The 24127-nt window shown below is 65.1% G+C and carries 26 protein-coding genes; 3 read left to right on the forward strand and 23 right to left on the reverse strand.

Going from position 1 to position 24127, the window contains the following annotated elements:
* Positions 1–27: 27 nt before the first annotated feature.
* The 10 genes from ABIE08_RS15305 to ABIE08_RS15350 all read right to left on the reverse strand — a co-directional run bounded on the left by ABIE08_RS15305 (position 28) and on the right by ABIE08_RS15350 (position 9392).
* On the reverse strand, positions 28–774 hold the full coding sequence (locus tag ABIE08_RS15305; protein ID WP_354552336.1) for a cyclase family protein: 747 nt from the start codon (positions 772–774) through the stop codon (positions 28–30).
* A gap of 5 nt (positions 775–779) precedes the next feature.
* Positions 780–1955, reverse strand: coding sequence for an ABC transporter substrate-binding protein (locus ABIE08_RS15310; RefSeq protein WP_354552338.1), 1176 nt, complete (start codon positions 1953–1955; stop codon positions 780–782).
* On the reverse strand, positions 1952–3001 hold the full coding sequence (locus ABIE08_RS15315) for a branched-chain amino acid ABC transporter permease (RefSeq protein WP_354552340.1): 1050 nt from the start codon (positions 2999–3001) through the stop codon (positions 1952–1954). Before ABIE08_RS15315 ends, ABIE08_RS15310 begins: the two co-directional genes overlap by 4 nt.
* Entirely contained in the window at positions 2998–3900 is a 903-nt protein-coding gene (locus tag ABIE08_RS15320) for a branched-chain amino acid ABC transporter permease (RefSeq protein ID WP_354552342.1), read from the reverse strand. Before ABIE08_RS15320 ends, ABIE08_RS15315 begins: the two co-directional genes overlap by 4 nt.
* Positions 3897–4625, reverse strand: coding sequence for an ABC transporter ATP-binding protein (locus ABIE08_RS15325; protein ID WP_266330979.1), 729 nt, complete (start codon positions 4623–4625; stop codon positions 3897–3899). Before ABIE08_RS15325 ends, ABIE08_RS15320 begins: the two co-directional genes overlap by 4 nt.
* Positions 4612–5403, reverse strand: a complete 792-nt coding sequence (locus ABIE08_RS15330) for an ABC transporter ATP-binding protein (RefSeq protein ID WP_354552344.1) — start codon at positions 5401–5403, stop codon at positions 4612–4614. The genes ABIE08_RS15325 and ABIE08_RS15330 overlap by 14 nt, the downstream gene beginning before the upstream one ends.
* A gap of 213 nt (positions 5404–5616) precedes the next feature.
* Positions 5617–6240 carry a cysteine hydrolase family protein gene (locus ABIE08_RS15335; protein ID WP_354552346.1) on the reverse strand — a complete coding sequence of 208 codons (624 nt, stop codon included), beginning with the start codon at positions 6238–6240 and terminating at the stop codon, positions 5617–5619.
* Positions 6237–7040: an N-formylglutamate amidohydrolase gene (locus ABIE08_RS15340; RefSeq protein WP_354552347.1), complete on the reverse strand. Its 804-nt coding sequence runs from the start codon at positions 7038–7040 to the stop codon at positions 6237–6239. Before ABIE08_RS15340 ends, ABIE08_RS15335 begins: the two co-directional genes overlap by 4 nt.
* A gap of 1 nt (position 7041) precedes the next feature.
* On the reverse strand, positions 7042–8361 hold the full coding sequence (locus ABIE08_RS15345; RefSeq protein ID WP_354552349.1) for a glutamine synthetase family protein: 1320 nt from the start codon (positions 8359–8361) through the stop codon (positions 7042–7044).
* 149 nt (positions 8362–8510) lie between these two features.
* Positions 8511–9392 carry a MurR/RpiR family transcriptional regulator gene (locus ABIE08_RS15350; RefSeq protein WP_354552351.1) on the reverse strand — a complete coding sequence of 294 codons (882 nt, stop codon included), beginning with the start codon at positions 9390–9392 and terminating at the stop codon, positions 8511–8513.
* Between the two features lie 198 nt (positions 9393–9590).
* Between ABIE08_RS15350 and ABIE08_RS15355 the strand changes: the two genes are divergently transcribed.
* Positions 9591–10982: an aspartate aminotransferase family protein gene (locus tag ABIE08_RS15355; protein ID WP_354552353.1), complete on the forward strand. Its 1392-nt coding sequence runs from the start codon at positions 9591–9593 to the stop codon at positions 10980–10982.
* 84 nt (positions 10983–11066) lie between these two features.
* Here ABIE08_RS15355 and ABIE08_RS15360 read toward each other — a convergent pair whose 3' ends face one another.
* From ABIE08_RS15360 to ABIE08_RS15420, 13 genes are all read right to left on the reverse strand, one after another.
* Positions 11067–11450, reverse strand: a complete 384-nt coding sequence (locus ABIE08_RS15360) for a DUF983 domain-containing protein (RefSeq protein WP_354552355.1) — start codon at positions 11448–11450, stop codon at positions 11067–11069.
* Positions 11451–11914: 464 nt separating this feature from the next.
* Complete coding sequence (locus ABIE08_RS15365) at positions 11915–12118, reverse strand: hypothetical protein (RefSeq protein ID WP_354552357.1); 204 nt, start codon at positions 12116–12118, stop codon at positions 11915–11917.
* A 97-nt stretch (positions 12119–12215) separates the two neighbouring features.
* Positions 12216–12488, reverse strand: a complete 273-nt coding sequence (locus ABIE08_RS15370) for a helix-turn-helix domain-containing protein (RefSeq protein ID WP_354552359.1) — start codon at positions 12486–12488, stop codon at positions 12216–12218.
* Between the two features lie 122 nt (positions 12489–12610).
* Complete coding sequence (locus ABIE08_RS15375) at positions 12611–13375, reverse strand: SDR family NAD(P)-dependent oxidoreductase (RefSeq protein ID WP_354552361.1); 765 nt, start codon at positions 13373–13375, stop codon at positions 12611–12613.
* A 5-nt stretch (positions 13376–13380) separates the two neighbouring features.
* Positions 13381–13695, reverse strand: a complete 315-nt coding sequence (locus ABIE08_RS15380; protein WP_354552362.1) for an L-rhamnose mutarotase — start codon at positions 13693–13695, stop codon at positions 13381–13383.
* A gap of 11 nt (positions 13696–13706) precedes the next feature.
* On the reverse strand, positions 13707–14486 hold the full coding sequence (locus ABIE08_RS15385) for an acetoacetate decarboxylase (RefSeq protein WP_354552364.1): 780 nt from the start codon (positions 14484–14486) through the stop codon (positions 13707–13709).
* Positions 14486–15289: an SDR family NAD(P)-dependent oxidoreductase gene (locus tag ABIE08_RS15390; protein ID WP_354552366.1), complete on the reverse strand. Its 804-nt coding sequence runs from the start codon at positions 15287–15289 to the stop codon at positions 14486–14488. Before ABIE08_RS15390 ends, ABIE08_RS15385 begins: the two co-directional genes overlap by 1 nt.
* Complete coding sequence (locus tag ABIE08_RS15395) at positions 15286–16098, reverse strand: sugar phosphate isomerase/epimerase family protein (protein ID WP_354552368.1); 813 nt, start codon at positions 16096–16098, stop codon at positions 15286–15288. Before ABIE08_RS15395 ends, ABIE08_RS15390 begins: the two co-directional genes overlap by 4 nt.
* Positions 16099–16103: 5 nt before the next feature.
* The gene (locus ABIE08_RS15400) at positions 16104–17147 is read right to left on the reverse strand and encodes a Gfo/Idh/MocA family protein (RefSeq protein WP_354552369.1); all 1044 of its coding nucleotides are present in this window, start codon (positions 17145–17147) and stop codon (positions 16104–16106) included.
* Positions 17148–17160: 13 nt separating this feature from the next.
* Positions 17161–17874: a FadR/GntR family transcriptional regulator gene (locus ABIE08_RS15405; protein ID WP_354552371.1), complete on the reverse strand. Its 714-nt coding sequence runs from the start codon at positions 17872–17874 to the stop codon at positions 17161–17163.
* Positions 17875–17884: 10 nt separating this feature from the next.
* Positions 17885–18880 carry an ABC transporter permease gene (locus ABIE08_RS15410; protein WP_354552373.1) on the reverse strand — a complete coding sequence of 332 codons (996 nt, stop codon included), beginning with the start codon at positions 18878–18880 and terminating at the stop codon, positions 17885–17887.
* 11 nt (positions 18881–18891) lie between these two features.
* Positions 18892–20418 carry a sugar ABC transporter ATP-binding protein gene (locus ABIE08_RS15415; protein ID WP_354552375.1) on the reverse strand — a complete coding sequence of 509 codons (1527 nt, stop codon included), beginning with the start codon at positions 20416–20418 and terminating at the stop codon, positions 18892–18894.
* 61 nt (positions 20419–20479) lie between these two features.
* Positions 20480–21679, reverse strand: a complete 1200-nt coding sequence (locus ABIE08_RS15420) for a sugar ABC transporter substrate-binding protein (protein ID WP_354552377.1) — start codon at positions 21677–21679, stop codon at positions 20480–20482.
* A 200-nt stretch (positions 21680–21879) separates the two neighbouring features.
* On the opposite strand from ABIE08_RS15420, the gene ABIE08_RS15425 reads away from it, so the two are divergent.
* Together ABIE08_RS15425 and ABIE08_RS15430 are read left to right on the forward strand one after the other, a co-directional pair.
* Positions 21880–23001, forward strand: a complete 1122-nt coding sequence (locus tag ABIE08_RS15425; RefSeq protein ID WP_354552379.1) for a mandelate racemase/muconate lactonizing enzyme family protein — start codon at positions 21880–21882, stop codon at positions 22999–23001.
* Positions 23002–23475: 474 nt separating this feature from the next.
* Positions 23476–24120: an SGNH/GDSL hydrolase family protein gene (locus ABIE08_RS15430; protein ID WP_354552380.1), complete on the forward strand. Its 645-nt coding sequence runs from the start codon at positions 23476–23478 to the stop codon at positions 24118–24120.
* The last annotated feature ends 7 nt before the right edge of the window (positions 24121–24127 follow it).

The following is a 24127-nucleotide window of genomic DNA, read 5'->3' on the forward strand; positions in this document are numbered from 1 at the left end:
CTCCCTCCCTCTTGTTCTTGTTTGGTTTCAGCGATGTATGGCGACAACCCGCGCTGGAAAGCCCGATCCGCCCCTGGCCTTGGGCCAGCTCGCCATGATCAGCGCACCCGTCTCGGGCACCTTGTCGAGATTGTTCATCAGCTCGATTTGCCAGCGGTCAAGCGACAGGACATAGTGCTCGAGTGCATAGCTTCCGGCCGAGGTGGCGAGGCCGGGATCGGTATCGATCTGTTCGTGGCCGACGGCCGTGATGCCGCGTTCGGTGAAGAGATGCTCCAGCACCTCGCGGCTCCAGCCGGGCGTGTGCACGACGCCATCGGCCGAGCGATTGTAGAACCGGTCGGTATCCGGCCAGCGCTTGTACCAGTCGGTGCGAAGCGCGACGAAGCACTTCTCCGGAATGCGGCCGTTGCGGGCCTCCCATCGGGCGACGTCGTCGAGGGTCGGCGTGGCGTCGGCATCCGCCGCCACGCGTTCACTGATGTCGAGGATGACGAGCGGCAGCAGCATCTCCGAGACCGGGATCTGGTCGAGCGTCCGGCCACCTTCGATGAAGTGGACCGGCGGATCGACATGCGTCCCCCACTGCCCGGGAATGCTGTAGCGATGGACCTGAAATCCATGGCCCTTGGCAAAATCGAACAGGAGTTCCCGCTCCTCATCCGGGAAAGACGCGAAGTGCGGCTGGCCCGGATGGAAGGCGTGGGTGAGGTCCGTGAAGGTCGCACCGGCAAGGCCGGTGCGGTGGAGATCCCAGAGGCTGCTGCCGGTCATGGTTCCTACGGCTCCGGAACGAAGGTGGGAGCGGCTTCGCTGGCGAGCGTCAGCTTGCCGTCCTTGACGCCGATGACCGAGACGGACTTGTCCGGAACGGCGACGCCGGGGCGGTAGCTGATCGTGCCGGTGACGCCGGCAAGGCCCTGGGTCGCGGCGATGGCGTCGCGGATCTTGGCGGGCTCGGGCGAACCGGCGCGCTTGATGGCATCGGCCATCAGCTTGGTGGCGTCATAGCCGAGCGCTGCGAAGGAGTTCTCCGGAGCGTGGCCGGTTGCCTTCTGGTAGGCCTCGTTGAAGGCCGCGACCACCGGGCTCGCGCCTTCGCCCATGAAGGCATGGGTGGTGAAGTACGCGTCGTTGGCGGCCGCGCCGCCCACTTCGATCAGCAGAGGCGTGTCGTAGCCGTCGCCGCCGACGACCGGCAGGTTGATGCCCGCCTGGCGCAGCTGCTTCAGGATCAGGCCGATTTCCTCGGCATTGGACGAGGCATAGATGAAGGCGGGCTGCTCCGGCAGCGCCTTGATCTTGGCGATCTGGGCGGTGAAGTTCTTGTCGCCGATCTTGTAGGTGTCCTTGCCGAGCAGCTTGCCGCCGCCATGCTCATAGGCCGCGACGAAGTAGTCGGCCAGCAAAGTGGTGTATTCGGAGCCGATGTCGGTCAGCAGGTAGCCGGTCTTGGCGCCCAGCTTGTTGAGCGCGAATTCGGCCCCGACGGCCGCCTGGACGTTGTCGCCGAAGGCGGCGAGGAAGACCTGGTCGCCGAGCTGGGCCGGCAGCTTGGGCGAGGTGGCGCCCGGGGTGATGAACGGGATCTTGGCCTTGTCGACCTGCGGCCCGATCGACAGCACGCTGTCGGAATCGGCGAAGCCGATGATGCCGACGACCTTGTCGCTATCGATCAGCTGGGAGGCGACGGTCGAGATGACGGTCGCGTCGCTCTTGGAGTCATAGGTGACCAGTTCGAGCGGGCTGCCCAGCACGCCGCCGGCGGCGTTGATCTCGGCCACGGCCAGCTTGGCGCCGTTCAGCATCGGGCCATCCAGCGAGGCCTGAATGCCTGTCACATTGGCCGGGAAGCCGATCTTGATCGGATCGGCCGCGTAGGCTCCAGCGGTGGAGAAGGCAAAGGCGGCGCCAAGCCCGAGGCCGATGGCCGCCCGTCGTGAGAGCTTCATCATCTGTCTTTTCCCTCTTTATGATTTTGGTTCGCCGATCTTCCGGAGAGACCGAACGTCAGCTCGCGGTCTCCCATGATCCCCTTCGGCCGGAAGATCATGATCAGGATGAAGAGGAAGCCGAGCACGATCTGGCTGGCTCCGAACAGAGCAGGCACGGTGATGTCGCCGATCGTGAAGCCGCGTTCGACCGAGCGCAGCAGTTCCGACAGGATCGACACGCAGATCACGCCGATGATCGCGCCGGAAAGCGAGCCCATGCCGCCGAGAACCAGCATGGCGATGAGGTTCATCGTCATCGCGAAATAAAAGGTATTGGGCGAGAACGAGCCGAGATAGTGGGCGTAGAGCGAACCGCCGACCCCGGCGAAGAAGGCGCCGATGACGAAGGCGACCAGACGGGCGCGCAGCACGCTGATGCCGACGGCGCTCGCCGCGATCGTATCGTCGCGTACCGCTTTCATCCGTCGACCGAAGGGCGAATAGACCAGCCGCGCCAGCACCAGCAGGGTGACCGCCAGCCAGCCAAGCACCCAGGGCAGCGTGGTGGCCAGCGGCACGCCGGTGAACGTCCTGGCGCCGCGGGTGAAGTCGGAGGCGTTGATCAGCACGACGTTGACGATGATGAGGAAGCCCATCGTCGCGACCGAGACGAAATAGCCCGACAGCCGCATCAGCGGATAGCCGACAATGACGGCCAGAAGGGCCGCGAACAAACCCGCCACCAAGGTCGCCGGCAGGAAGGGCAGGCTGAACCAGTTCAGCAGGTCCGGCAGGTGCGGCAGCAGCGCCTTCTTCTGCTGGATCGTCAGCGACAGGATGCCGGCGGCATAGGCGCCGGCCCCGATGAAGCCGACATGGCCGAGCGAGAAGACGCCGGTGAAGCCGTTCGAGAGCGACAGCGACAGCACCAGGATGCTGTTGAGCGCGATCAGCAGCAGGATGCGGACGAAGTAGTCGCCGACCATATGCGGGGCACCGAAGGCGACCCCGGCGGCGAGGAGGAGCGCCGCACCCACGGCGATTGGAATACGTGGATCGGCCTTCACAGCTTGATCTCCCGGTTCGGCTGCAGAAGACCGCCCGGCCGGAACAGCAGGAAGGCGATCAGGAGCGCAAAGACGATGGCGTCGCGATAGGGGACGACGGTATCGGGCAGGAAGGCGATGATGAAGATCTCCAGCGCCCCCAGCATGTAGCCGCCGAGCAGCGCGCCCGAGATCGAGCCGAAGCCGCCGATGATGGCCGCGACGAAGGCCTTGAGCAGCGGTGTGAAGCCCATCTGTGGCTGGACGACGCCCGCCTGGGCCGCCCAGAGCACGCCGGCAAGGCCCGCATAGGCCGAGGCGACGATGAAGGCGACGACGATCACCTTGTTGACGTTGAGGCCGACCAGCTGGGCCGCCTGCATGTCCTCGGCTGCCGCCCGCATGCCGAGGCCGATCGTGGTCTTGGTGATGAACCAGCCGAGCCCGATCAGCGAGACGAAGGTGAGAAGCACGGTCAGAACGTTGATATTGGTAAAGGTGATCGCGCCGCCGGAAAGCTGCCACGAGCTGTTCAGGATGTCGGGAAGAGGGAAATTGCGCGGCGACGAGGTGAACAGCAGGATGCCGAGGTTTTCCAGGATGTAGGTGACCGCGAGGCTGGTCAGCAATCGCGTGACGTCCGGCGCGTTGCGGATCGGCCGATAGGCGATGCGCTCGATCAGGAAGCCGGCGATAGCGGAGGCGGCGATGCCGCAGATCATGGCCGGCACGAAGGGCATGCCGAGGCCGATCAGCAGCACGGTCGTGAACGCGCCGACCATCATGACGTCGCCATGGGCGAAGTTGGTCAGCTTCAGCACGCCGAAGACGATCGAGAGGCCGACCGCCACGAGGGCATAGAGGCTGCCCAGACTGACGGCGTTGATCACCTGCTGGAGGATGTATTCAAGCTGGCTCATTCCGCCGCCCCCAGATAGGCCTGAGCCACGCGGTCATCGACCCGCAGTTCGGAGGCAATGCCAGACAGCGCGACCTTGCCGGTGCGCAAGACATAGGCGCGGTCGGCGAGTTCGAGCGCCAGCGCGATGTTCTGTTCGACGAGCAGCATGGTCATGCCCTGCCGCTTCAGTTCTGCCAGCGCGTCGAAGATGTGGCGCACCAGCAGCGGCGCGACGCCCAGCGACGGCTCGTCGAGAAGCAGCAGCCGCGGCGCCGCCATCAGGGCGCGGGCGAGCGCCAATTGCTGTTGCTCGCCGCCCGAAAGCGTTCCGGCGAGCTGGCGCCAGCGCTCGCGCAGGATCGGGAACAGCACGAACATCTTTTCCGTGTCCCGGGCGACCCCTTCGGGATCGGAGCGCGTGCAGGCGCCGAGCCGCAGGTTTTCCGCGACCGACAGGCCGCCGAACAGGCGCCGGCCCTCGGGGCTGTGGGCGATGCCGAGGCGGACGATCTGCGGTGCGGTACGCTTGTTGATCACCGTGCCGGCAAAGGTAACGGTGCCGGATTTCGCCCGCGCGAGGCCGGAGATGCTGCGCAATGTCGTGCTCTTGCCGGCGCCATTGGCCCCCACCAGCGCGATCACCTCGCCCTCATAGACGTCGAGCGAAACACCCTTCAGCGCGCGGACGGCGCCGAAATTCACTTCGAGATTGTCGACGCGCAGCAGCGGATCAGCTGTGGCCAAGATACGCCTCCCGCACGCGAGGATGGTTGCGGACTTCTTCGGGCGTACCGACGCAGATGACCTCGCCGGTGGCGAGCACCTGGATGCGTTCGCAGAGCCCCATGATCAGGTCCATGTCGTGCTCGACGACGACGACGGCGACGTCGTAGCGGTCGCGGATCGTACGGATCAGCCCGGCAAGCACCTTGGTTTCGTTGGAGTCCAGGCCGGCGGCCGGCTCGTCGAGCAGCAGCAGTTCCGGCTTCGTTGCCAGCGCTCGGGCGATCTCGAGCCGGCGCTGGTCGCCATAGGGCAGGTCGGCGGCGAGACGGTTGGCCTGGTCCGACAGCCCCATCAGGTCGAGCAGTTCGGTCGCCACTGCCTCGGCGGCAGCGACGCGGCGCTGATAGAGCGGTCCGCGCACGATCGAGGCGATCGGCCCGACCGGCTGGCGCAATTGCGCGGCGGCCAGCACGTTTTCGCGCACCGTCAGCGTGCCGAACAGGCGCGAACCCTGGAAGGTGCGGGCGATGCCGAGCGCCACGATGCGCGAGGTGCGCATGCCGACGATCGAGCGGCCCTTGAACTCGATCTGTCCGGAGTTCGGCTGCGAAAAGCCGGTGATCAGGTTGAAAAAGGTGCTCTTGCCCGAACCATTGGGGCCGATGACCCCGACGATCTCGCGGGCTCGGAGCGTGATGGTCTGGTCGCGCAAGGCGACGAGACCCCGAAAGGCCTTGGTCAGCCCCGTAGTCCTGAGCAGGATCTGCTCATCCGATTTGCCGTCACGCAATGCCAAACTCGACCCCTCAAGAGATATCAGCGCAGTTCACGATGCTTGCAGAAAATCGTCAAATATTTCCGCAGCGTCTTCCCGATGCCAGATAAATTCCGGTCTATGTTTATTGTTGCGGAACAAAGACTTGCGTCTATTTGGCATTCAATGTTCCGTCCGTCGTCCTGTCAAGTGATCGCGACCCGATTCATTCAAATTCCGATCAAATCTCGTCTTTCAGGTCTTGGCGTTCAGTTCCGCGATCAGTGTCGTCGTATCGGTCTGCCGGCAATAGCCCTTGAAGGCGGCGAGCGCCCCGTCATGCCGCTCGCGACTGTCGGTGGTGCAGGCATCGACCGGGCAGATCATGCGGAATCCCCGGTCGGCGCCGTCGCGAACCGTGTGGTCGACGCATTGGTCGGTCAGAAAGCCTGTGACGATGACGGTGTCGATGCCGATATTGCGCATCAGATATTCGAAGATCGTCGAGTTGAAGAGGCTCGAGGACGTCTTCGGCAGGATGATTTCGTCGTCGCCCGGCTTCAGCGCGTCGATGACGCGGGTCTCCGGCGATCCCGGCGCGAAATGGAAGTTGGTCTGCTTGTAGTCGAGGCTGCGGTCGCGGCCGTCGCGCGTCAGGCTCTCGATCACAGTGAAGACGATCTCGGCCCCCGCCGCGCGGCCGGCTGCGAGAAGGCGCGCCATGTTGGGCACGGCGGTGTCGCGGGCGCTCTGGAAGAAATAGGGGCGGGCGGCTTCGGCCCCGGGATGGAAGATGCCGTCCTGGGTATCGATGAAGAGGATCGCCGTCCGGTTCGCCTCGACGGGCGACAGTCGGGCGAGGAGCGGCGGACGGGTCATGCTGCGGACACCGTGAAATCGCGGTGGGCGGCGGGAAGCACGCGGCCGAGGCGCGCGGCCCATTCTTCCTGTCCTGCTGTCTCGCCAATCAGATCCTGGCGGATCTCGAACTCGACATAGGGAAGACCGCGCTCCTCGCCGTGAACGGGGATCGAATAGTCCTTCACCAGATCGACCGAGTAGGGCTCATTGCTGCCGATGACGAGGCCGGCTTCCTGGCCGAGCGCCTCCAGCACCGGAATGGTGAAGCGCTTGTCATTGGCGTAGCAGAGGCCGATCTGCCAGGGGCGCTGGAACGGCCTCGCGCGAAGCGACGGCGTGAACGAGTGCATCGAGACGAGGATGGTCGGCAGGCCTGCCTCGGCCCGGCGGTCCAGGATCGCCACGATCTGGCGGTGATAGGGTGCCGCGATCTCGTCAATGCGTTCGGCGCGCTGGTCCGGCGCGAGATCGGCATTGGCCGGCACGATCGTGCCATCCGAGACCAGCGCGATGCTGTCCGGCGACGTGACGCGGCGGTTGCATTCGACGACCAGGCGCGAATAGCGCTGGAAGACCAACGAGGCGCCAAGCTGCTCGGCGAGACGCTCGGACACGCCGAGAATGCCGATATCGATGCCGATATGCCGGTCGAGTTCGGCCTGTGGCAGGCCCAGCCCGCCCAGCGCCTTGGGTACGGCATTGCCGGCATGGTCGCAGATCAGGACGAAGGGCGAGGCATCGCCCCGATCGATCAGGCCAACCGGTTCGGGGTCCTCCGGGCCAAGCAGCGTGCGCGGGGTTTGCAGGGCTTCGCTCATCTCAATAGGCCCGCGCATAGATGCGGCAAAGTTCGTCGATCTCGATGCCTTCCGCCATCGCGATCTCGCCGCGCTTGTGCATCAGATAGGCCTTGGAAAGCACCGGCCCGAGCCAGCCCATGGCGACACTGTCCTGCTCCAGCGCGTCGAGCGCTTCCGGCAGGGTGCGCGGCAGATCGCCAATGCCGCGCTCATCGCGCTCGGCCTGCGAAAGCGTGCCGGGGTCGCCGCTGGAAAGATAGGGCGCCGGAAGCTTCTCGCGGATGCCGGCAAGGCCGGCATGCACCAGCATGGCGAGTTGCAGATAGGGGCTGGCCGTGGCGTCGGCGCCGCGGAACTCGATGTTGTAGCGCTTGGCGACGTTGACGCCTTCGACCTCGGGATAGGGGCAGATGCGCAGCAGCGCCTCGCGGTCGCGGTCGGCGAGGTTGAGGTAATAGGCGGCCCAGGAGTGCGGCTTCAGCCGCTCATAGGAAACGACGCTGGGCGCGGCGATGGCGCAGATCGCTCGGCCATGCTTCAGGATGCCGGCGCAGAACGAGGCGCCGATGGCGCTCAGCTTGCCGGGGGCTTCCGCGTCATAGGCGACCGGGTTGCCGTCGCGATCGATCAGGCTGAAATGGATATGAACCCCATTGCCGACGATGCCGCGCGTGACGACCGGCGAGAAGGAGAGGTGATAGCCATGCTTCTTCGCGACCGAGCGGCCGATTTCGCGCAGCTTCACCGCTTCGTCGGCGGCTGTCAGGGCCAGCGCCGGATCGACCGTGATCTCGTACTGCTTCGGGCCATATTCCGGCAGGAAGGTATCGGGCTGCAGTCCGTTGGCGCGCAGCGCGCCGACATAATCGCCGATGAACGGCTCTAGGCCGCGTAGCGTGCTGGCGGCATAGGCATCGCCCGGCCGCTCTTCGCCGCCGTCGAGCCAGAATTCATGTTCGAAGCTGGCGAGCACGCGCAGGCCCGTCTCGGCCTCCAACTGGTCGAGTGCGTTCTTCAGGAAGCCGCGCAGGCAGCCATCCCAGCGTTCACCGGACAGGGTGAGGATGTCGCCCAGCACGATGCGCTCGACCGGCGAACCGTCGCCATAGTCGAGCGTGATGTCGCCCTCGGGGCTCGGCACCAGCATCAGGTCGCCCTCGGCGCCGAAAGGCGTCGCCGGAATGCGGCCGAAGCAGTTGATCATGATGTTGGTTGGCGTCCAACCGACGCCGAACCGGCGCCGATTCTCAAGTTCGCGGGCCGGAAAGCCCTTGCCACGAACCTGCCCAGCGATGTCGCTGCAGCAGACTGTGACGATCGTTTCACGCTCGATCGCCATTCTTCCCCCGGAAATCCCTCAATCGCAGGCTGCCGTGGCGCGTTGTGGACCGCGTCTCTCTCGGCAGCCCCTGACGCTAGCATGCGTGACGAAAATTTTACAAGACGCGCAAATAGGCAGTGAAGCTGTAATTTTTCGCACGGCCCCGATCAGGGAATAAGCTTGCTGCGCACCTGCTCGATCGCCTCGAACCGGGAGCGCCCGATCGGCCACTGGCGGGCGTCTATAGAGAGTGCCAGCGTTTCGACGAGGGCGATCAGGCCGATCAGGCTGTCCCAGGGCGAGGGCAGGTCGACCTGGGCGCGGATGACGATGTCGGCGACCTGGGCGACGTCGGACATCCAGCGATCGGTGAACAGCGCTACGACGGCGCCGCGTTCCTTGGCGATCTCGGCGGTGCGGATGGTGTCGAGCTGATAGCGGCGGATGTCGAACAGGATCACGACGTCGCGCTTGCGGATATCGGCCAGTTCGTCGGCGCGGCGGGGAAGCGACTGTGAGAACAGACGAACGCGGCTGCGCATCTTGCGCAGGTGGAACTCGAGGTGGCGGGCGGCCGGATCGGTGAAATCGCCGCCGAGCAGGAAGATTTCCCGCCTTTCGTCGATCAGGAGGTCGGTCAATCTCTCCATGTCGGCCTGGCTCACCATGGCGAGCGAGTTCTCCACCGTGGTGACGAGGCTGCGGGTGAAGGCGGCGAAGGCGGTCGACGTGCCGTCGGCATGCGGCCGCGTCAGCGGGTATTCGGCCTGCGCCTCCATCTCCTCGCGCAGCGCGCGGCGGAAGTCGGCATAGCCCGCAAATCCCAGCTTGGCGACAAAACGCAGGATCGTCGGCGCGCTCACCTTGGCGCGCTCGGCGAAGAGTGCGACAGTTTCCATGCCCGTCGTGGGATAGCGGGCCAGAAGCGCCCGCGCCGCCCGCCTTTCCGCCTCGCTCAGCGAGGCCATGCTGGCGGTGACGCGATCGGCGAGGGTCGGATTGCTCGTGCGCTGGGAAGGCCCGTCGGTCGGCTCCGCCTCGTCGTTCATGTCGCTTCCCTCTCCCCGATGGAATTATTCGATAACATTCTGGCAGTATCTTCCCAGAACCGTAATCCCTATTACACTCGTCTCGCACAAACATTGGCCTCGCCGGACAGCCAGATGCCGCCTGCACAGAGGCGGAAGGTTCCCGGTGGACCCACGCATCCGCCGCCGGGGCATCCGGCCAGGTTTCGAAGGACCGATATGTCAGAACAGCCGACGCTCTCGCACAATGAACTCCACGCCTGGGACCGGGATCATTTCTTCCATCCCTCGACCCACATGGCGCAGCACGCGCGCGGCGACACGCCCAACCGGATCATCGCCGGCGGCGAGGGCGTCTACATCACCGATATTGACGGCAAGCGCAGCCTGGATGCCTTTGCCGGCCTCTATTGCGTGAATGTCGGTTATGGCCGCACCAAGATCAGCGACGCGATCGCCCATCAGGCGTCGCAGCTTCCCTATTATCACGCCTATGTCGGCCATGCCTCGGAGCCGTCGATCCGGCTCGCCAAGATGGTGATCGACCGGGCGCCCGAGCATATGAGCCGGGTGTTCTTCGGCCTGTCCGGCTCCGACGCCAACGAGACCAACATCAAGCTGGTCTGGTACATCAACAACGTGCTCGGCCGGCCGGAAAAGAAGAAGATCATTTCGCGCTGGCGCGGCTATCACGGCTCCGGCGTCATGACCGGCAGCCTGACGGGCCTGGCCGCTTTCCACAATCTGTTCGACCTGCCGCGCGCGCCGGTGCTGCATACCGAGGCGCCGTATTTCTACCGCCGCGAGGATCGCAGCCTGACCGAGGAGCAGTTCTCGCAATTCTGTGCCGACAAGCTGGAAGAGATGATCCTGGCCGAAGGCCCGGAGACGATCGCCGCCTTTATCGGCGAACCGGTGCTGGGCACGGGCGGCATCGTGCCGCCGCCCGCCGGCTACTGGCCCAAGATCCAAGCCATTCTCGACAAGTACGACATCATCCTGATCGCCGATGAAGTGGTCACGGCATTCGGCCGACTTGGCTCGATGTTCGGCTCCGATCACTACGGCATGAAGCCGGACCTGATCACCATCGCCAAGGGCCTGACCTCCGCCTACGCGCCGCTTTCCGGCGTCATCGTTTCGGAAAAGCTCTGGCGCATCCTCGAGCAGGGCTCCGACACGTTCGGTCCGATCGGCCATGGCTGGACCTACTCGTCGCATCCGCTCTGCACGGCGGCGGGCGTCGCCAATCTCGAGGTGGTCGATGAACTCGACCTCGTCAACAATGCCCGCGAGGTCGGCGCCTATTTCTGCCAGTCGCTGGCCGATGCCGTCGGTGGCCACAGAAACGTCGGCGATGTGCGCGGCGAGGGGCTGCTTGCCTCGGTCGAATTCGTTCGGGATCGCGACGACCGCGTGTTCTTCGACGCTTCCGAGAAAGTCGGCCCGCGCATCTCGGCCGCGCTGCTGGGTCAGGGCGTGATCGGCCGCGCCATGCCGCAGGGCGATATCCTCGGCTTCGCGCCGCCGCTCTGCCTGACGCGCGAGGAGGCGGACATCGTCGTCGCCGCGACGGTCAAGGCCATCGACGAAGTCGCCGCCACGCTCTAAGGCGCCGCTCCGCCGAACGGCAAAAGAAAAAGGTCCGGCCATCCGCGATGGCCGGGCCTTTCTTCATATCGCTGAAAGCCGCGGTTACTCGTCGGCCTTGTGCAGCTTGCCCTCTTCGGCCCGATGCAGATATTGCGAGCAGACCAGCCACCCCTTGATCGGCCTGAGCAGCAGCAAGGTCGGCAGCAACAGCAGCGGCAATGTCGTGAACAGGTGCACCCAGAGCGGGGCCGCGAACTTGACCTGTAGCCACAGCGCGAAGATCACGGCCGGAATCGCACCGATCAGCTGCGCGAAGAAGGCGGGGCCGTCAGCCGGGTCGGCGAAGGAGAAGTCGAGACCGCAGACCTCGCACTTCGGCGCCATCTTCAGCCAGCCGCTGAAGATGTGGCCCGACTGGCATCGCGGGCAGCGGCCGGAAACGCCGAGCTTGAAGGCCAGGCGATAGGGAGACTCGGTTTCGCTCATGGGGCGATCCTTCGGTGCGTATTCGGCCGCCTTGCCCGAAAGAGGGCAAGGTCTTGCCTGCGGAAAGACTTTGCCGGCACCAGCGGAAGCAGAATGCCCGCGCGCAATGCCTGTCTTTCGATCTCAGTGCGCAAAATCTAGCCGCTTTTCTTGCGGCGAACGAGGCGACGAAATGTAGCCGGCAACATTTGTCGCAGCCTGCGGCTGTTTCGGTGCTCGAATGCTCGCGGAGGTTGGTGAATCGCACGCTGCGCAGTCGGGTTCTGTCGGGCCGCTCCGGCTTCTCGGGCGCAATCTCGACTGACCATGCAGCCGCTTTCTTAGCCGCTCATCTCAAGTCCGCGGTTGCGGAAGCTATGGAGTATATCAAAAAAGCAAAGACGCGGTCCGGAATACCGAACCACGTCTTTTGAATTTCGCCGGGAAAGGATTGTCGTGGTCTTGCCAACGCCAGCTGGCCTATTTCAGGGCTCGATCTCGTCCTCGTCTTCGAGAGCGTCCTCGTCGATTTTCTCCTCAGGCATGTCGACGGCATCGCGCATAGGCCGACCGTCGGTGTCGATTAGCGCGTCGAGAAAGGCCTGGTTGGCTCGATCATCGATCTCAGGGACAGCATGCTCGCCGCGGCCGGGCCTCAGCGGATCGGGGAAAGGCTTCTTCGGATCCATATCGGTCTCCTTGATCGAGGACTGGATTTTCGGACAGCATCAACAGTTCAGCGCCGGGAACCGTCGCTGCCACAGATCTATCGATTAAAGAGCTCTGCTAGTCGGTCAGCAGGTCGTCGCGCACCCGAAGGCCGCGTGCAAGAAGCCGCAGGGCTTCCTTCGAGATCAACCAACCCGTCTCGCAGCGCATGATTTGCGTCACGGCGACGCCAGTGCGATCCGCGAGGTCGGTCTGGCTGATGCAGCGCCACTCACGAATGGCTTTCAGCGGCTGTTCGCCGGCAGCGATTTTTTCCAGTACATGGTCCGGCAGCCCCGCGGTGTCGCGCGGTCCCATATTGGGCTGCTGGCGGAAATGACGAAGCTCCATCTTTCCCTCCCAAATAGCGGCACACCCCTGCCGCCTTGGAAAGAAACGCACGAAAACCGAAACTGTTCCAGACTTACGTGCGTCGATAGCAAGATGTTGAATGGGACGGGCTCGTGCCGGGATCAGGCAGGGGGCAACGCCGGCAGGCCGGCCCGCTCCCGGAATTCCGCATTGCGGATGTCGAGCTCACGGCCGGCGAGATCGTCGGCGGCGGTCGTGCAGAGATAGACGATCGCCCGCGCCGGTTCGCCGACACCCGCGAGTTTCTCGCGCGGCAACTGGCTGACCGGGTTGATGCCCGAGGCGCGGATTTCGACCTGCATGTCGGTATCGACAATTCCAGGCGCAAAGCCGAATGCGCGGATGCCGCGCGCGCCATATTCGAGCGCCAGCGATTTCGTCACCATGGCGAGCCCTGCCTTGGCGGCGCAATAGGCGCTCCAGCCTTCCATGGCGTGATGCGCCGCGCCGGACGACAGGTTGACGATGGTGCCGCGACCCTGGTCGAGCATGGCTGGCAGCACGGCCCGCGCCATCGCCGCCGCGCCGATCAGCGTCGCGTTGATGTTGGCGGCCCAGGCGTCGGCGTCCGTCTCGTGCAGCAGCCCGATCGGCTGCACCGTGCCGGCATTGTTGACGAGAATCGTCGGCGCGCCGACCATCGCGGTCGCCTCGCGCACCGCCGCACGGACGGAATCCGGATCCGCCACGTCGCAGGCAAGCCCGATGGCGCGACCTTCGGCGCATTGGCGTGCGATCGCCTCTGCGTCATCGATACGACGGGCCGTCACGATGACTCGAGCGCCGGCCTCGGCAAGCGCCTTGGCAGTCGCCGCGCCAATGCCGCCCTTGGCGCCCGTGACAAGGGCGATTTCTCCGTCGAGCATGCTCATCAATCCATGTGCCATTGCAGGGGAAGCATATAGGCAAAGCCGGTGCGCGGATCGCCTTCGAGCTTCATGATCGGGGCCATCGCCTCGCCCCAACGCTTGTTGACGGGATCGTCCTTCAGATAGGCGATGGTCTTCTGAAGATCGTCGGTCTCGAAATAGCCGATCAGCTTCAGGCCGAGCCGGAAGATCGAATAGTTGCGGATGCCGGCCGCCTTGAGCGTATCCAGCATTTCCGGCCAGATCTCGTCATGCGCCTTCTTGTATTCTTCTTCGCATCCCGGACGGACTTCCAGAACCCAGGCGTAGTGACCCATGATTTCCCCTTTCAGGCGAGATAGTCGTGAACGATGCGCCCCGGCACGAGCGTGAAATCCGCCTTCCAGTGCAGGCCGTCCAGCATGTCGACGACGGGCAGACGGTGAATAGGCGCCTGCGCATTCGGTCGAAGCTCGACCGTGCAGGGCCCGCCCCAGCATTCATGCACGACGACATTGGCGAGCCGCCGCGCGGTCAACTGGCGGATCGCCGGGCGCTGGTCGATGTGGTCGATGACCTTCAAATTGATGTTCTCGGCGAAGTCGAAATGCTTGTTGAGACTGGCGAGCGTGTCGGTGCGCTGCTTGTAGGGCAGCGTGCCCGTCAGCACGTCAATGCCGTTGCGAGCCACCGTGCCGACGACGAGATCGCCGCGCAGTTCCAGCTTCGGTTCGCCCAGCTTCTTCGGCTGGCCGTGCAGTTCACGGCCGTGCGCGACGCCGGCATCCGAGGACAGAAACAGGTAGGGCGAATAGGACCCTTCCGCGACGCCGGGCAGCCGGCAGCCGAGCGAAACATTGCTCTCGCCATAGGGTCCAAGCCATTCCGTATCGTTCATGCGGTAGACATGCGCCATGACGATGTCGCTGGTCGGTTCCAGCGGTGGCGGCAGCAGCCGCGCGACCGCTGCCTCCGTGGAGCGCCAGACCAGCGTCAGCACGTCGACATTGCGGAAGGCGAACGGGTAGGGCGGCACCATCGGCGCGTCCCAGGGCGTCGAGAAGCCGGGTTTCAGGATGTCCTCGACCGTCAGTCGGTCGAGCCCGCCATTGCGCAGATCCTTGCTCATCAGTCGGCATCCCTCGCGAAGCGTGCTTCCTTCGGCGGCGCGATGCCATAGCCGACGAAGCCGCCCGTCACGTTGATCAGTTCGCCGGTGACGAAGGAAGCTTCCGGGGAGGCGACATAGGAAACGGCGGCGGCGACGTCGGCGGGGCGACACCAGCGGCCGACGGGGATCGTTTTCAGCACCTGCGCCTCGAATGCTTCCCAGGAGAGGCCAAGCTTTTCCGCCTTTTCACGAAACTGCTTTTCCATGCCGGTGCCGGGACCGACATGGCCGGGCGCGACGCCGTTCACCGTGATGCCGTAGGAGGCCAGCTCGACGGCGAGGCACTGGGTCAGGCCCCAGAGCGCATTCTTCGACGCGACATAGGCGCTGGAGTAGGGGTTGCCGAAATTGAGCCGGGTGATGATGTTGATGATCCGGCCGCTCTCGGCGCGCATCATGGCCCGCGCCGCCGCGCGGCAGGTCAGGAACGGCCCGCGCGTATTGACGGACTGGATCCGGTCCCATTCCTCCGGCGTAGTATCGACCACCAGCTTCTGCAGATGGATGCCGGCGGCGTTGACCAGCACATCGAGGCGGCCATGCTGTTCCAGAACCGTCTCGAAGGCCTGGTCGACGGAATTCGCGTCCGTGATGTCGATGCCGACCGCGCCGCCACCGACGCTGTTGGCGACCTCGGCTGCGAGCGCCTCGTTGTGGTCGGCGGCGACCACGTGATAGCCGTTGCTCGCCAGCCGTCGCACGATCTCCGCGCCAATACCGCCGGCGCCGCCGGTCACGAGCGCAATGCCTTTTGCCGTCACGCCAGCCACTCCCTTACGCAATCCCGCATGTCGACGGTTTCGGTCAGCACGTCGTCATGCTGGCCGTCCATGTAGTCCTGATGCACATATTCGATGGAGAGATAGCCGTCATAGCCGGCCGCCTTCAGCGTCCCGAGCATGGCGCCGAAATTGAGCGTGCCGAGCGACAGCTTGCATTGCAGCACGCCGGCGCGCGCCTGGCGCAGATGCACATGGGCTGCATGCGGCGCGAGCCCATCGATCTCTTCCTGCCGATAGCCGAGGCAGGCAAAATGCGCGTAGTCGAGCGTCAGCTTCAGCCCGGGCACGCGATCGAGGAGGTCGAGCACCAGGGTCGGGCTTTCGAGATAGGAATGGACGTGCGGCTCGACGGTGAGCTGGATGCCTGCCGGGGCCGCGATCGCCACCAGCCGGCGCAGGCTCTCCGCCGATTCCGCCAGCGCCGAAGCGCGGTCCTGGCCGGCATTGACGACGCCCGGCAGCACGAAGACGGTTTCGAGGCCAGCGCGCTTGGCGAAGCGCACCACCGCCCGGAAATCCGCCTCGTTGCGCTCGCGATGTCCGGGGTCGGCGAGGTTCCGGTCCGACAGTGAACCGCCGAACAGGTGGTAGAGATTGGGCAGGGCGACGCCGAGCTGGAGCACCCGGTCGGCCGTGCCGTCCGGGTCGGCGATCAGCGCTTCGCGGTCGAGGCCGGGCCGGTAGAAATAGCCAAGGTCGAGCGCGCCGATCCCGAGCAGATTGGAGAGTCCGGCCGCTTCGTCCAGCGTCAGGCTGCGCAGGGACCAGGTGGTGAGCGACAGCTTCATGGCGCTCAGACCTTTTCCATCCGGCCGCTTTCGGCCGAGCGGTAGAGCGCGTCGAGCACTTCGACGGCGCGCATGCCGACCGTGCCGGGCGAGGCATTGGGCGGATTGAGACCGCGGCAGATATCGACCAGCAGATTGACCGGCTCGACGCAGCTATAGGCGCCGGCGCCCGGCTCGATCTCAACGAATTCGTCGGTGCCGTCGCGGCGGCTCACTTCCAGCCGTTCGCGCTCGATATCGAGCAGCAGCATGCCTTCCGACCCGAAGATGCGCAGGTCGATCTGGAAGCCGCGATGTTTTGGAACCGTCGAGGCGCCGGAAAGCGAGGCGGTCGCGCCATTGGCGAAGCGGACGACGGCGGCGTCGTAATAATCGACCCCGGCCGGCGAGCGGCCGACCATGGCAAAGACCTCTTCGGGCGCGATGTCGGCGATCTTGAACAGCAGGCCCAGCGCATGGACCAGCTGGCCCCAGCCATAACCGCCGGCGCGCTGCGGATCGGCCCAGGTCGAGGCCGGCGGGCGAAACATCGCGCCTTCGGTTTCCTTCATCGGCTGTCCGGCCATCAGATCGCCGAGCGCCGAGGCCATCTGCAGCACGACATGCTCGACCTTGCCGATCGTACCCGACGCGACCAGTTCGGCGGCGCGCTCACTGAACGGCTTGAAGTTCCAGCCATAGGGCACGACGACTTCGCGGCCGAAGGCTGCGGCTTCCGTCACGATGTCGCGCGCGTCCGCGGCGTTGGTAGCCAGCGGCTTCTCGACCAGCACATGGCAGCCGGCGCGGATCGCGGCGATCGCGTGCTCATGGTGCAGCACATGCGGCGAGGCGACGATGACGCCGTCGAGCTCGACCTCGCGCAGCATGTCGCGATAGTCCTCGAACCCGTGCGGAATATCGAATTTTGCCTGGATCTGCGCCAGTTCGGCCTGGCCGAGCCGGTTGACCGCGACGAGCTCGCAATCCGGGTTCGCCTTCAGGATCGGGATGTGGTTCTCGACCGCCCACCAGCCAGCCCCGATGATGCCTATCCTGGCGCGCTTCATGAGTTTCGTTCCATTAGGGAGTGATATCCATGGCGTTGACCGTCGAGAGGTGCACGTTGGTCATGTGCTGCACCATCGCGGCTTCCGCAGCGTCCGGGTCGCGCGCTTCGAGGGCGGCGACGATCAATTCGTGATCCTTGAAGGACTGGCCGAGAACGCCGGGGTTTTCGGCGGCGATACGTCGGTATTCCATACCGAGGATGTAGAGCGAGGTCGAGACGCGCACGAGGAACGGGTTGCCCGTCGCGTCGGACAGCACGCGGTGGAACTCGACGTCGGAGACACGGAAGCCTATGGGATCGTTGATCAATCCGCGCTGGACGAGAAGCATGTTCTTCATCCGCGTCAAATCTTCCGGCGTGATCCGCTCGGCCGCCATCCGCCCGATGCCGCCGTCGATCAGCTTTCGCGACTCGTAGAGCGCGTTGACGTTGTGCTCGTTCAGCGTGATCAGCAGCTGCAGCGGCCCGAGCAGGTCGGAGGCTTCGAGCGACGACACATAGATGCCGCCGCCCTGCCGGACCTTGAGCACGCCGAGGATCTGCAGGCCGCGCAGGGCCTCGCGGACGCTGGGCCGGCTGACCTGCATGGCAGCCGCCAGCTCGCGTTCGGGCGGAAGCTGGTCGCCCGGCCGGAGGTTTTTCGTCCGCACCAGGTCGAGAAGCTTCTTGGCGACCTGCTCGGCCACCGAGCTGCGCTCGATCGGTTCGAAGTCGCCTGCGCCCATCTCCGCCATCTTATTCGCCCAGTGCGCGGGTTCGGATCTGGTCGAGGCTGACGGCCAACATCAGGACGACGCCCCGCGTGACATCCTGCCAGAAGCTGGAAACATTGAGCAAAGTCAGGCCGTTATTGAGCGTGCCCAGGATCAGAACCGCCAGCAGGGTGCCCCATACGCTGCCGCGCCCGCCGTTCAGGCTGGTGCCGCCGAGGATGATCGCGGCGATGACGGTGAGGAGCTGCGAACCGGCGGCGGTCGGGCCGGCGGCGCCCAGCATGGCGCCGAGGATGGTGCCGGCGACGGCGCCGGAAATGGCCGAGATCACATAGAGGGTGATGACGGTCTTCTCGAGCGGGATGCCGATCAGGCGCGACGCCTCGGCATTGCCGCCGGCGGCGTAGATGTAGCGGCCGAAGCGCATCTTCGTCATGACGATCCAGAGCCCGACGAAGGTCACCATCATGATGATGAACGGGATCGGGATGCCGATGACGCGGCCCGAGCCGACCCAGTTGAAGCCCGGAACCATCAGCGGCCGGGTGAGGCCGCCGGTGAGTACCAGGGCGATGCCGGAGATGATGCTCATCATCCCGAGCGTCACGATCAGCGGGTTCAGCCGTAAGCGCGTTGTAAACAATCCGTTAACCACGCCGATGGCGGCGGCGACCACGATGGCCAGCAGCACACCGATCCAGATCGGGAAGCCCATGCCGTGCAGCATCGAGATGACGACGCCGGTCAGGCCGGCGATCGCGGCGACCGAAAGGTCGAGCCCGCCGGCGATGATCAGCGGCGTACCGGCGGCGGCCATTAGCCCGATATAGGCGACGTTGCCGCCGATCTGCAGCATGTTCCGGAGCGTCAGGAAATAGGGCGACAGGACGGAGAAGACCGCGATCAGGATCAGGTAGAAGATCCCGAGCATGGCAACGCCCGACCAGGGCTTGCCGAACAGCTGGAGCATCTGTTCCCTGGCGCCGCCGGTGGAGTGGGTTTCGATGGATTGGGCCATGGGATGGGTCCTTACGGGGCCTGGAAGGCAGGATCGTTGCCGGTGGCGGCCATGAGTTCGGCGGGCTTGGCGCCGCGTTCGAAGTGTCCGACGATGCGGCCGCGATCGAGCACCAGCGAGCGGTCGCTGATGCCGGCGACTTCCTCGACATCGGAAGAGAGGATCAGCACGGCATAGCCGCGGTTCGCGAGCTCGCGCAGCTTGCCGTAGATCTCCCGCCGGGCGCCGACATCGACGCCGCGCGTCGGCTCCTCGAGGATCAAGAGCTTGACGCCCTCGACCAGCCAGCGGGCGATGCAGACCTTCTGCTGGTTGCCGCCGGAAAGGGTGCGGATCTTCTGTTCGGGACCGCGCGTGCGGATGCCGAGTTCGCCGATCCAGCGGATGGCGTGCTGGGACTCTTCCGCCTGCGACATGAACAGGCCGCGCTCGAAGCGTTCCTCGAAGGGGAGGGCGATGTTCTCGCGCACGGTCAGGTCGGCGATGATGCCTTCCTTCTTGCGCTCGGCGGCGACGAAGCCGATGCCGGCGAGCTTGCCGTCGCGGGCGCTCATCGGCCGATAGCTCTGCCCGCCGAGGCGGACGTCGGCGGTCTTCAGCGGGCCCAGCGCGCCATAGAGCGCGCGGCCGAGCACCTCGACGCCGGAACCGACCAGGCCAAAGATGCCGAGGATCTCGTTCTGGTGCAGGCTGAAGGCGACGTCTTCGAGCTTGCGCGGGATGGTCAGCTTCTCGACGTTCAGGGTCTCGGCGCCGGCAATACCGGGCGTGCCGACGTCGTAGAGATCATCGACCGTATTGCCGAGCATGGCGGCCAGCACTTCGGCGCGCTTGGTCTCGGCGGTGATGAAGGTGCCGGCGTTTCGGCCGTCGCGCAGCACCACGATGCGGTCGGAAATCTCGAACACCTCGGAAAGATAGTGCGAGATGTAGATGACGGAAACCTTGTTCTCCTTCAGGCGGCGGATGATCCTGAAGATCATCTTCGCTTCCTGCTCGGTGAGTGCGGCCGTCGGCTCGTCCATGACGAGGATGCGCGCCTTGCCGGCCAGGGCCCGCGCGATCTCGACGATGCGCTGCTCGGCGACGGAGAGGCGCTTCACCAGCATGTCGGGCAGGATGTTGGCGAAGCCCAACTGGTCGAGCAGCTCGCGCGACCGGATGCGCATCGCGTCCTTGTCGACCTGCATCACGCCGAACTTTCGCTTCAGCGGCATGTCGCCCAGGAAGATGTTCTCCGCCACCGTCATGTCCGGCATGACCGAGATTTCCTGCGGCAGCAGCTTGACGCCGGAGGCGACGGCCGCCGCCGGATCCTTGAAATCGACGGTTTCGCCATCGACCTGGATCGTGCCGCCGTCGCGATTGTAGAGGCCGGTCAGGATCTTCATCAGCGTCGACTTGCCGGCGCCATTGGAGCCGAGCAGGGCGACGACTTCGCCGGGGTCGACGGTCAGGTCGACATCCGAAAGCACGGGCACGCGTCCGAAGGACTTGCCGATGCCATGCATGCCGAGGCGGGGAGCGGTGGACGCCATGCGGCCCTTCCTGGAATGTTGAGACATCGGCGGACGCCGGAGCGTCCGCCGAAGGATCCGATCAGTTGGTCGGGATCAGGTTCTGGTAGTCGGCGAGGTCCGGCAGAGTGCGGATCTCGGCCAGGTGCTTCTCGAAAGCGGCCTGCGGGAAGGTGAACTGGATCGGGTCCTTGCCCTTGGCGCAGGCGAACTTGTCGTAATAGGTGCAGACATTGTCCTTGGTCACCATGACATGGTTGACCAGGACCGTGTCCGGCACGTCCTTGCCGGCCAGCTGCATTAGCGCCAGCGGGATCAGGTAGTTGCCGTAGCGCTCGGGGAAGTAGCCGACCGATGACACGAAGGCGGCCTCGTCGATCATGGTCTGAATCTCGTCGGCGCCCATGCCGACGACGATCAGGTCCGCCTCGCGGCCGGCCTGCTTGACGGCACGGAGCATGCCGGTCGCCGCCTGGTCGTTGATCGCCGTCACCATGATCGGCGCGCCTTCGGGGATGCGCCCGATGACGTTGTTCATCTGGGTGAAGCTCTCTTCGAGCGTGTTCTTGGTGTCGATCTTGATGATGTGATCGTCCGAGAAGCCCTCGACGGCGGCCTTGAAGCCGGCGACCTGGCCGCCGGTGCGCATGGCCGGGATCGCGCCCGACTGCGGCAGTTCGCCGACGACGAAGAAGCCTTCCTTGACCTTGTCGGCGCCGAACTTGGCGATCGCCGCCTGGCCGAGATAGGCGCCGCCCATGAAGCCGGAGCGGGGGTTGTTGGCGCCGAAGAAGGTCGCGCCCGGCATGGGGATGTCGATTGCCACCACCTTGGTGTTGGCGTCGTTCATCTGCTGCATAATGGTGGCGCCGAAATTGGCGTCGGTCTGGAATTCGGTGACGTGATCGACCTGGCGCTGCAGGAAGCTCTGCGCATTGGCGAGCGCAGTTGCGCCGTCCAGGCGGTTGTCGGTGATCTGCAGGTCGACGCCGGCGGCCTTGGCGTTTTCGACCATGCCGTTTTCGACCTTCAGGCAGAACGAGACGTCGCGCTGCAGGTTGGCGAAGCCGAGAACGAGGTTCTTGCCGTTGTTGGGCTTATGGGCGGCCGTGGCGTCGGCGACCATCGCCTTGAGCTGGTCGGCGCTGAGCATGGCGCCGTCGAACTTGGCCGGATCGAAGCCGTGGAAATCCTCGGCATAGGCGGCGCTGCCGAGCAGAAGCGATAGGACCGCGGCGCTGGCGACGCGGCGCATGGCGTGGAACGGAATCCGAGCGTGCATGGAAAAGTCTCCTCCCTCAAAGAGCATTTTGAATTGGTAAGGCCAATTTCTTGGCGGCAAAACTGGCACGACATTTCGGATGACGCAAGGGTCACGTTGCAATAATTGGCCTGACCAATTCGATTGACGACCTCCGGGTTTTGAATCTAGCCTTGCTGCAAACGACCGCGCGGCAAGCGCAGGTTTGGGGAGGAAACTGCATGCGTCTCGGCGGAGCTGAGTGCTTTGTGCTGCGTTGGCCGGAGCCGAATGATTTCAACCACGAGCGGATGACGCTCCTGGTCCGGGTCGACACGGCCGAGGGCATTTCCGGCTGGGGCGAGGCGATCGCGATGTGGCCGGAGGCGCTCCGCGCCACGGAAACCATCATCCGCGACGGCCTGCTTCCCGTGCTGGCCGAGCGCGATCTTGGCGATGTCGAAGCCTGCTGGCAGGCAATGAAAAATCACTGCTGGTGGTACGGCGAGGGCGGCATCGCCTCGATGGCGATCTCGGCGCTCGACATGGCGCTGTGGGACATCAAGGCCAAGGACGCCGGCAAGCCGCTGGTCGAGCTGTTTGGCGCGCATCACAACTCCCTGCCGGTCTGCGCCAGCCTGCATGTGAACCAGGCGACGATCGAGGCGAGTGTCCGCGAGATCGCAGGCCATATCGCCGCCGGCTTCCGCTCGACCAAGTTGGGGCTTGGAAAACGCGGGCTTTCGAAGGCCGGCCGCGATCCCGATTACGACGTGGCGCTGGTGGCGGCGCTCCGCGAAGCGATCGGGCTGGAAGCCGGCATCATGGTCGACGCAGGCAATGGCACGAAATGGGATCTGGATACCGCGATCCGCACGGTCAAGCGGATGGAAGAGTCTGATATTGCCTGGATCGAGGAGCCCTTCCCGCCGAGCCGGGTCGCCGATCACATCGCGCTGAAGGCAGCCATTTCTACGCCCGTCGCGGTCGGCGAACGGGAATTCACCGTCGCCGGCTATCAGCGCTGGCTCGATACGGGCGCCGCCGACGTGCTCGGTCTTGATCCCGCTCGCATCGAAGGCGTCACCGGCTTCCGCAAGGTAGCTGCGGTGATCGAGGCGGCGGGCAGGATGGTCAACGCGCATGCCTGGAGCACGGCGGTGCTGACCGGCGCAAGCCTTCATCTGTCGCTGGCCTCGAAGGCGGCCGAGCTTTTCGAACTGAAGCCGCTGGTCGGGCCGATGCAGTTCGATCTCATCGAAAAGCCGTTCTGGCACGAAAACGGGCTGATCTCGGCGCCAAGCCGCCCCGGCCACGGCGCGGAACCGCGCGCGGACGTGCTGGCCCGGTATCGGGTGAACTAGGGGCGGGGATGGCGGACGGACCCTCACCCCAACCCTCTTCCGCAAGCGGGCGAGGGGGCGGTTGGAGCCCGGTCTCGACGCCTCCGCCCCGCCGGCCAAGAAAGCCCTCGCCCGCTTGCGGGAGAGGGTGGGGTGAGGGGCTTGCTTGGGCTTCCCCTGCCACGGGAAGGACGGAGACGGGGTCGGCAGAACTCCGTCATCCCTGCGAAAGCAGGGATCCATTCAGCAGAAGCCTCGCCGCGATCCGTCCCGATGCCGCGGCCGTATGGATCCCTGCTTGCGCAGGGATGACGGCGAGGGTGGGGATACGGCGGAGCCAGGGCTGAGGCATCGACCCAAGCCCGGCCTCAAACCCGGTCCGGCTTCTCGGTGGGATGATTTGGGTTGTCGCGGGGCCGCCATTCGCAACGGCGCGGAGTAGCTGCGGCCAGAAGTGAGGGGAGAATGGAAATGGCTCGTGCCGAGGAAAGCCCGATGAAAACCGTGATGGTCTATGGCGATTCCAACAGCTGGGGCGCGGAACCGCAGCCACAGCGCGGCGTCGGGGGGCGGTTCGCGCCGGATGTGCGCTGGCCGGGCGTCATGCAGAAAATTCTCGGCAACAGCGTGCAGGTGATCGCCGAGGGGCTGAACGGCCGCACCACCTGCGTCGATGATCCCGTCGAGGGCCATCACAAGAATGGCGCGCGGTTTTTGCAGGTGGCGATCGAGACGCATATGCCGCTCGACCTCGTCATCATCAAGCTCGGCACCAATGATCTGAAGGCGCGGCTTTCGATGCAGGCAGGCGACATCGCCGATGGCGCGGTTCGCCTTGCCGACATCGTGCTCGGCTCCGCGACCGGGCCGCAGGGTAGGGCGCCCAAGGTGCTGCTCGTCGTCCCGGCGACGTTGTCGAAACTCGGCTGGCTGACCGAAATGTTCGAAGGCGGCACGGAGAAATCGCGAAAACTCGCCGCCGAATTTGCCCGCGCGACCAAGGGGCGAAATATCGAGATGTTCGATGCCGGCTCGGTGATCGCCTCCAGCGAGGTCGACGGCATCCATCTGGACGCTGACGCGCATCGCATCCTGGGCGAGGCGCTTGGCGCGCGTGTCGGAAAAATCCTGGCGGATTGAGGGGGAA

The organism is Kaistia defluvii, assembly GCF_040548815.1.
In the GTDB taxonomy this organism is placed as follows: domain Bacteria; phylum Pseudomonadota; class Alphaproteobacteria; order Rhizobiales; family Kaistiaceae; genus Kaistia; species Kaistia defluvii_A.

Excerpts from the sequence above, each read along its gene's own strand:
- ABIE08_RS15420 (WP_354552377.1), bottom strand. The coding sequence starts at position 21,679 with ATGCACGCTCGGATTCCGTTCCACGCCATGCGCCGCGTCGCCAGCGCC.
- ABIE08_RS15355 (WP_354552353.1), top strand. The coding sequence starts at position 9,591 with ATGTCAGAACAGCCGACGCTCTCGCACAATGAACTCCACGCCTGGGAC.
- ABIE08_RS15305 (WP_354552336.1), bottom strand. The coding sequence starts at position 774 with ATGACCGGCAGCAGCCTCTGGGATCTCCACCGCACCGGCCTTGCCGGT.
- ABIE08_RS15425 (WP_354552379.1), top strand. The coding sequence starts at position 21,880 with ATGCGTCTCGGCGGAGCTGAGTGCTTTGTGCTGCGTTGGCCGGAGCCG.
- ABIE08_RS15360 (WP_354552355.1), bottom strand. The coding sequence starts at position 11,450 with ATGAGCGAAACCGAGTCTCCCTATCGCCTGGCCTTCAAGCTCGGCGTT.
- ABIE08_RS15310 (WP_354552338.1), bottom strand. The coding sequence starts at position 1,955 with ATGATGAAGCTCTCACGACGGGCGGCCATCGGCCTCGGGCTTGGCGCC.
- ABIE08_RS15370 (WP_354552359.1), bottom strand. The coding sequence starts at position 12,488 with ATGGAGCTTCGTCATTTCCGCCAGCAGCCCAATATGGGACCGCGCGAC.
- ABIE08_RS15400 (WP_354552369.1), bottom strand. The coding sequence starts at position 17,147 with ATGAAGCGCGCCAGGATAGGCATCATCGGGGCTGGCTGGTGGGCGGTC.
- ABIE08_RS15415 (WP_354552375.1), bottom strand. The coding sequence starts at position 20,418 with ATGGCGTCCACCGCTCCCCGCCTCGGCATGCATGGCATCGGCAAGTCC.
- ABIE08_RS15335 (WP_354552346.1), bottom strand. The coding sequence starts at position 6,240 with ATGACCCGTCCGCCGCTCCTCGCCCGACTGTCGCCCGTCGAGGCGAAC.
- ABIE08_RS15345 (WP_354552349.1), bottom strand. The coding sequence starts at position 8,361 with ATGGCGATCGAGCGTGAAACGATCGTCACAGTCTGCTGCAGCGACATC.
- ABIE08_RS15375 (WP_354552361.1), bottom strand. The coding sequence starts at position 13,375 with ATGCTCGACGGAGAAATCGCCCTTGTCACGGGCGCCAAGGGCGGCATT.
- ABIE08_RS15365 (WP_354552357.1), bottom strand. The coding sequence starts at position 12,118 with ATGGATCCGAAGAAGCCTTTCCCCGATCCGCTGAGGCCCGGCCGCGGC.
- ABIE08_RS15320 (WP_354552342.1), bottom strand. The coding sequence starts at position 3,900 with ATGAGCCAGCTTGAATACATCCTCCAGCAGGTGATCAACGCCGTCAGT.
- ABIE08_RS15405 (WP_354552371.1), bottom strand. The coding sequence starts at position 17,874 with ATGGGCGCAGGCGACTTCGAACCGATCGAGCGCAGCTCGGTGGCCGAG.
- ABIE08_RS15395 (WP_354552368.1), bottom strand. The coding sequence starts at position 16,098 with ATGAAGCTGTCGCTCACCACCTGGTCCCTGCGCAGCCTGACGCTGGAC.
- ABIE08_RS15385 (WP_354552364.1), bottom strand. The coding sequence starts at position 14,486 with ATGAGCAAGGATCTGCGCAATGGCGGGCTCGACCGACTGACGGTCGAG.
- ABIE08_RS15430 (WP_354552380.1), top strand. The coding sequence starts at position 23,476 with ATGAAAACCGTGATGGTCTATGGCGATTCCAACAGCTGGGGCGCGGAA.
- ABIE08_RS15410 (WP_354552373.1), bottom strand. The coding sequence starts at position 18,880 with ATGGCCCAATCCATCGAAACCCACTCCACCGGCGGCGCCAGGGAACAG.
- ABIE08_RS15380 (WP_354552362.1), bottom strand. The coding sequence starts at position 13,695 with ATGGGTCACTACGCCTGGGTTCTGGAAGTCCGTCCGGGATGCGAAGAA.
- ABIE08_RS15350 (WP_354552351.1), bottom strand. The coding sequence starts at position 9,392 with ATGAACGACGAGGCGGAGCCGACCGACGGGCCTTCCCAGCGCACGAGC.
- ABIE08_RS15340 (WP_354552347.1), bottom strand. The coding sequence starts at position 7,040 with ATGAGCGAAGCCCTGCAAACCCCGCGCACGCTGCTTGGCCCGGAGGAC.